The sequence below is a fragment of the Ruegeria sp. BHSB172 genome (genome assembly GCF_059613165.1).
This window is the reverse complement of the sequence record NZ_JBXWRZ010000004.1, coordinates 179197-185730: the sequence shown is the minus strand read 5'-3', so window position 1 is coordinate 185730 and position 6534 is coordinate 179197. Positions and strand designations below refer to the sequence as shown.

The 6534-nt window shown below is 55.9% G+C and carries 9 protein-coding genes; all 9 read left to right on the top strand.

Translation table 11 applies throughout. The features are described 5' to 3' along the window. Positions 1-715: EF-Tu C-terminal domain-related protein (locus AC2FM3_RS04025; RefSeq protein WP_496679223.1), on the top strand; the 715-nt coding region annotated here is incomplete at its 5' end. Positions 716-883: 168 nt separating this feature from the next. Next, entirely contained in the window at positions 884-1225 is a 342-nt protein-coding gene (locus AC2FM3_RS04020) for a hypothetical protein (protein ID WP_496679221.1), read from the top strand. A gap of 104 nt (positions 1226-1329) precedes the next feature. After that, positions 1330-1524: a hypothetical protein gene (locus AC2FM3_RS04015; RefSeq protein ID WP_496679218.1), complete on the top strand. Its 195-nt coding sequence runs from the start codon at positions 1330-1332 to the stop codon at positions 1522-1524. A gap of 275 nt (positions 1525-1799) precedes the next feature. Then, a complete protein-coding gene (gene rpsJ, locus AC2FM3_RS04010; RefSeq protein WP_005621947.1) occupies positions 1800-2114 on the top strand; it encodes a 30S ribosomal protein S10 in 315 nt (104 codons plus the stop codon). A gap of 18 nt (positions 2115-2132) precedes the next feature. Beyond that, positions 2133-2858: a 50S ribosomal protein L3 gene (gene rplC / locus AC2FM3_RS04005; protein WP_496679215.1), complete on the top strand. Its 726-nt coding sequence runs from the start codon at positions 2133-2135 to the stop codon at positions 2856-2858. After that, positions 2855-3472, top strand: a complete 618-nt coding sequence (gene rplD, locus AC2FM3_RS04000) for a 50S ribosomal protein L4 (RefSeq protein WP_149777559.1) — start codon at positions 2855-2857, stop codon at positions 3470-3472. Before rplC ends, rplD begins: the two co-directional genes overlap by 4 nt. Beyond that, a complete protein-coding gene (locus tag AC2FM3_RS03995) occupies positions 3469-3765 on the top strand; it encodes a 50S ribosomal protein L23 (RefSeq protein ID WP_170367992.1) in 297 nt (98 codons plus the stop codon). Before rplD ends, AC2FM3_RS03995 begins: the two co-directional genes overlap by 4 nt. A 189-nt stretch (positions 3766-3954) precedes the next feature. Further along, entirely contained in the window at positions 3955-5505 is a 1551-nt protein-coding gene (locus AC2FM3_RS03990) for an alpha/beta hydrolase (RefSeq protein ID WP_496679212.1), read from the top strand. A 185-nt stretch (positions 5506-5690) separates the two neighbouring features. Continuing rightward, positions 5691-6533 carry a 50S ribosomal protein L2 gene (gene rplB / locus AC2FM3_RS03985; RefSeq protein ID WP_093965344.1) on the top strand — a complete coding sequence of 281 codons (843 nt, stop codon included), beginning with the start codon at positions 5691-5693 and terminating at the stop codon, positions 6531-6533. The last annotated feature ends 1 nt before the right edge of the window (position 6534 follow it).

Here is a 6534-nt window from a genome sequence, read left to right as displayed (position 1 = left end):
CAGCTACGAATATCCTGGCGACGACATTCCGATCATCGCGGGTTCGGCTCTGGCCGCGATGGAAGGCCGCGACCCGGAGATCGGCGAGAACAAGATCCGCGAGCTGATGGCGGCCGTTGACGAGTACATCGACACGCCCGAGCGCGCCGTTGACCAGCCGTTCCTGATGCCGATCGAAGACGTGTTCTCGATCTCGGGCCGCGGCACCGTTGTGACCGGCCGCGTGGAGCGTGGCGTGATCAACGTCGGCGACGAAATCGAGATCGTCGGCATCCGCGACACGCAGAAGACCACCTGCACCGGTGTCGAGATGTTCCGCAAGCTGCTGGACCGCGGCGAAGCCGGCGACAACATCGGCGCGCTGCTGCGCGGCATCGACCGTGACGGCGTCGAGCGTGGCCAGGTTCTGGCCAAGCCGGGTTCGGTGACCCCGCACACCAAGTTCGAAGCCGAAGCCTACATCCTGACCAAGGAAGAGGGCGGCCGTCACACCCCGTTCTTCGCGAACTACCGTCCGCAGTTCTACTTCCGTACGACTGACGTGACCGGCACGGTTCAGTTGAAGGAAGGCACTGAGATGGTCATGCCGGGCGACAACGTCGGCTTCACCGTCGAACTGATCGCTCCGATCGCGATGGAAGACGGCCTGCGTTTCGCCATCCGCGAAGGCGGCCGCACCGTCGGCGCCGGCGTCGTCTCGAAAATCATCGAGTAATTCGCACAAGCGAACGATCAGACGGAAAGGGCGTCCCTCGGGGCGCCCTTTTTGGTGCTCCTCTCTAGTGGACATTCCGCCTATTCAGGGTAAAACAATCAAAACGAGAGCAAACGGATTTGTCCGATTATGTGAAAATGGTTGGCTGGCGGGGTCTTGGTGCTTGGGGTGAGCTACATAGCTTATGACTACTACAGCGCCGGGTTTCATACACGCCCAGATTTACCGGAAGGGGCATTTTCGATCTCTTTCAAGAGCGGACTGCGAGCTATCCTACTCGATGTACCGAATGAAAGGGCTTCGCGGCGCTATTTTGGCTATCCGGTTGAAGTGCCATTCTATCTCGAAAAAGTATGGTCATTTTGCTATCGCCCACCTGAGTTGGAAAGGCAGCAGTTACTGCAGCAGTTGGGCAACAAACCTGGCGAACGCATCGAAGGCGTTTGTGAAATTGATGTTGAAGGTGACAAAGTATTTAGAGGCGTCGTGACTTCGGTGCCGAAACTTTAGACTACTCAATCAAGTTAAAGCCTGAACTCCCTATCGGGCCAACAACGTGGTGACATTCAGAATGTCACAAACGCAAACACGCGAGAGCAGGGAAAAAGCAGCCTATGGAAGCAATACTTGCCCTTCTATTCATTTCTTTCTTCCTATGGTTGATTTGGGAGCTGTTTGCTCTGGTAGGCGACATGGCGGAACGGCGCGGACAAGATCGACTGCTATGGCAAATGGCAGCATTGATTATCAACCCCTTTGGTGCAATTTTCTTGCTTTGGCTATTCGTGTCTGTCCGTGAAGATCGCTAGGCCCGGTTAAATCATGTGCTTGATTGGGCTTGGAATGCTTCGATCTGACAATGATTTCCCAATTTTTTGGACGTGTTCACGGCCTATCAGGCGTAAGATGCGGTGGACTTGATCCAAACAAACCGCTTGCCAAACCCCTTTCTCCCATGTATGCCGCGCGGGTTCTCATGCAGAACGTAAAGGCGGGGTGATTCCCGCCTTTTGGGTTCGATGAGGGTTGGCGATGAGCGCCTGTCCTCCTCTCAACTCCAACGCCTGAAAAAAAGGCTGTTACGATGCAAAGCCAAAACATCCGTATTCGGCTCAAGGCATTTGACTATCGCGTCCTGGATGCCAGCACGCAAGAGATCGTCAACACTGCCAAGCGGACCGGCGCGCAAGTGCGTGGCCCGATCCCGCTGCCGAACAAGATCGAGAAGTTCACGGTTCTCCGTGGCCCTCACGTTGACAAGAAATCCCGCGATCAGTTCGAGATCCGCACGCACAAGCGTCTGCTCGACATCGTAGATCCGACGCCCCAGACCGTGGACGCGCTGATGAAGCTCGACCTCGCCGCTGGTGTGGACGTCGAGATCAAGCTGCAGTCGTAAGATCGGAGGGTATTGATGATGCGCTCTGGTATTATCGCAAAGAAAGTCGGCATGACCCGGCTGTTCATGGAAGACGGTCGTCAGATCCCTGTCACCGTTCTGCACCTGGACAACCTGCAGGTCGTCGCACAGCGCACCGCTGACAAAGACGGCTATACCGCCGTTCAGCTGGGCGCCGGTGCCGCCAAGGCAAAACGCACCTCGAAGGCCATGCGCGGCCACTTCGCCGCCGCCAAGGTCGAGCCCAAGCGCAAGCTGGCCGAGTTCCGCGTGTCGGAAGACGCGCTGATCGAAGTGGGCGCCGAGATCTCGGCAGATCACTTCGTCGAAGGTCAGAAGGTTGACGTTTCGGGCACCTCGATCGGTAAAGGCTTTGCCGGTGCGATGAAGCGCCACAACTTCGGTGGTCTGCGCGCCTCGCACGGTGTCTCGATCTCGCACCGTTCGCACGGTTCGACCGGTCAGTGTCAGGACCCGGGCAAGGTGTTCAAGGGCAAGAAGATGGCCGGTCACATGGGTGCTGCACGTGTCACCACGCAGAACCTCGAAGTCGTCAAAACCGACGCCGAGCGTGGCCTGGTCTTCATCAAGGGTGCCGTTCCTGGGCCGAAATCGGGCTGGGTCACCGTCAAGGACGCCGTGAAGAAGAAAGCGCCCGAGGGTCTGCCGTTCCCGGCTGCTCTGAAAACTGCAGCGACCGAGGCTCCGGCTGAAGAAGCGCCCGCGGAAGGGGGTGAAGCATGAAACTTGACGTGATCAAACTGGACGGCAAGAAAGCCGGCGACATCGAGCTGGACGAAGCTCTGTTCGGCCTCGAGCCCCGCGCGGACATCCTGCACCGTGTGGTCCGTTGGCAGCGCAACAACGCGCAGGCCGGCACCCACAAGGTCAAGACCCGGTCCGAGACCAGCTACTCGACCAAGAAGATCTATCGCCAGAAGGGCACCGGTGGCGCACGTCACGGTGACCGCAATGCGCCGATCTTCCGCAAGGGTGGTATCTACAAGGGCCCGACCCCGCGTTCGCACGGCCACGACCTGCCCAAGAAGTTCCGCAAGCTGGGCCTGCGCCACGCTCTGTCGGCCAAGGCAAAGGCAGGTGAGCTGGTCGTGATCGAGGCTGCCGAAGCCGAAGGCAAGACCGCCGCATTGGCCAAGCAGGTTGCAAACCTGGGCTGGAAGCGTGCTCTGGTCATCGACGGCGCCACCGTGAACGAAGGGTTCGCCCGCGCAGCCCGCAACATCGAAGGTCTGGATGTCCTGCCGTCGATGGGCGCAAACGTCTATGACATCCTCAAGCGTGACACGCTGGTGCTCACCAAAGCGGGTGTCGAAGCACTGGAGGCTCGACTGAAATGAGCGCGAAGGCAGAACACTACGACGTGATCCGCAAGCCGATCATCACCGAGAAAACGACCATGGCGTCCGAAAACGGCGCGGTTGTCTTCGAGGTCGCGATCGACGCCAACAAGCCGCAGATCAAAGAGGCCGTCGAGGCGTTGTTTGGTGTGAAGGTCAAGGCGGTGAACACCACCGTGACCAAAGGCAAGGTCAAGCGGTTCCGCGGCCAGCTGGGCAAGCGGAAAGATGTCAAAAAAGCCTATGTGACCCTGGAAGAGGGCAACACCATCGACGTGACCACCGGTCTCTGATCGGACCCGTCCTTGGAGAGAAATGAAAACCCCCGCCGAAAGGCGGGGGTTTTTTGTTGGGCAACTAACTCGAACTTCTCGCCTATACGAGGAGGAGGGCAAAGTGCCTTCTGCAACCTAGTGTTGACACCACAAAGTTGAGATACAAACATACCGCGATGGACAGATCAGTGCATTTTGGAAGGCGTTATGGCTGACAAGTGGCATGTTGAGTGGTTGAAGGAAGGTGTTGCAAAGTGGAACAAAAGACGCAAGAGAGTTGACTTTCGACCTGACCTATCTGGAATAAGGTTTTTCGAACTTCTACCTCCCGACTTTAGGGATGACCCAAAAACATCTCGGTACTTTGAACGAATAGACCTTACCAATGCGAACCTGTCTGGCGCAGATTTATCTGACTTGAATTTTTCTCAGGGGCGTTTTGTGGGTGCTGATTTGTCCCACGCAAATATTTCCAAGTCGAACTTTGCGAAGGCCAGTTTTAAAGATGCAAATTTAGTTGGCGCGGACGCGTACAGATCTAACTTCAAGGGAGCGAGGTTCGAAAACGCAATCCTGAGTAACACTCGCCTTGATGCAGTCCAAGCCGACGGGGCCGTATTTATTGAAAGCCCAATTTCCACGGAGCAACTCAGAATTCTAGGTCAGGACAGAATCCGTATCTTCGAGTCTCGCGCGTCGTTTTTTGACGCGACGGTATTAGACGGGAGGTTGAGCAAATCGGTTAGCCGTCCTGCCATCAAGAAAGAGGATAGTCGGACCCGAAAGAACAGATATGATGTTTTTTTTGGAACAAATAGAAAACCTCGAATGGAAAGAGGTGCCGTTGTCGATTTTAGTGGTAAGCGAGCGAATCGTATAAGCTACGGGATATGTGAAGTAATTGTTCCGGATGGCCACAAGATTGGTTCACTAGGATCTCCGCTATGGAAAAGACTTCTGAATAGAAGCGATGACCGTCTGCGGGTAGATGATATTATTTCGCTCAATCAAGAACTGTTTTTTGCACACATTCGTCAAACCCTCGCTAAGATGAAAGTGCGAGAAAAGCCAACAATTTTCATTCACGGTTATAACACAAATTTCCGTGATGCGGTTCTAAGAGCCGCGCAGATTGGGTTTGATCTTGGCTTGGGGCAGGGAATAGGCCTTTACAGTTGGCCGTCCAAGGGCTCACCGCAGCGATATAGCGCAGACGAAGCAACGGTCGAAGTTAGTAAGTACTTCTTAGCGGACTTCATTGAACAATTTGTTGAGAATACCCAGGAAAAAAGCATAAATATCATTGCTCATAGCATGGGTTGTCGCTGCCTGTTGGGTGCTTTTGAGGTTTTATCGAACGGTCGGCAGAATATTCTGAAGGCAATCAACCAAACAATCCTAGCTGCTGCCGACGTCGATTCATCGGCTATGGTTTATTTGGGCAAACATGCCGTCGACAACTGCACAAGAACGACGTCCTACGTTTGTGACAAAGACAAGGCCCTGATGGTTTCTCAATGGCTGCACGATTTTCATCGTGTGGGCATAATGCCACCAACATTCGTGTTGAACGGAATGGACACAGTTATTGTGAATAGTCCAGACTTGGGAGATTTCTCGCATGGCTACATTTCTAGTAGCAGGACTATACTAAATGACATCTTTGCCTTGCTAAAAAGCAATACTCCGCCCTGTGATAGATACTCTTTGGTACGGCACGATGCTGCTGGTGCAATTTGCTGGCGTCTGAAAGAGTAGCTTTCCCCTATTGCCCCCCACCTCCAAGCCTGCTAAACGCACCCAATCTTGTGGCCTCGGATTCGTTCCGGGGCCTCTGATATTTGCAGCCGGGGACCTTCGGGGCCCTATAACCTGGGCACCTACGGGGGCCTCTCACATAGCGGGGATTGATCCTCGCGCTTGCTAAACGGAAGACAGAAAGCATGGCACTCAAGTCGTACAAACCGACGACGCCGGGCCAGCGCGGGCTGGTGCTGATCGACCGTTCGGAGCTTTGGAAAGGACGTCCGGTCAAGTCTCTCACCGAGGGTTTGACCAAATCGGGCGGCCGGAACAACACCGGACGGATCACTTCACGCCGCCGTGGCGGTGGCGCAAAGCGTCTCTACCGGATCGTTGACTTCAAACGGAACAAACTGGATGTGGCGGCAACCGTCGAGCGGATCGAATACGACCCGAACCGGACCGCATTCATCGCACTGATCAAATATGACGACGGCGAGCAGGCCTATATCCTGGCGCCGCAGCGTCTGGCGGTTGGCGACAAGGTCATCGCTTCGGCCAAGGCCGACATCAAGCCCGGCAACGCGATGCCGTTCTCGGGCATGCCGATCGGTACCATCGTGCACAACATCGAGATGAAGCCCGGCAAGGGCGGTCAGATCGCACGTGCAGCGGGCACCTACGCCCAGTTCGTCGGTCGCGATGGCGGCTATGCCCAGATCCGTCTGAGCTCGGGCGAGCTGCGCATGGTGCGCCAGGAATGCATGGCCACCGTCGGTGCCGTGTCGAACCCGGACAACAGCAACCAGAACCTCGGCAAAGCCGGTCGTATGCGCCACAAGGGCGTGCGTCCGTCGGTCCGTGGTGTTGCCATGAACCCGATCGATCACCCCCACGGTGGTGGTGAAGGCCGGACCTCGGGTGGCCGTACGCCGGTTACGCCTTGGGGTAAGGACACCAAGGGTAAGCGTACCCGCAACAAGAACAAAGCGTCCCAGAAGCTGATCATCCGCTCGCGGCACGCCAAGAAGAAAGGGCGTTAAG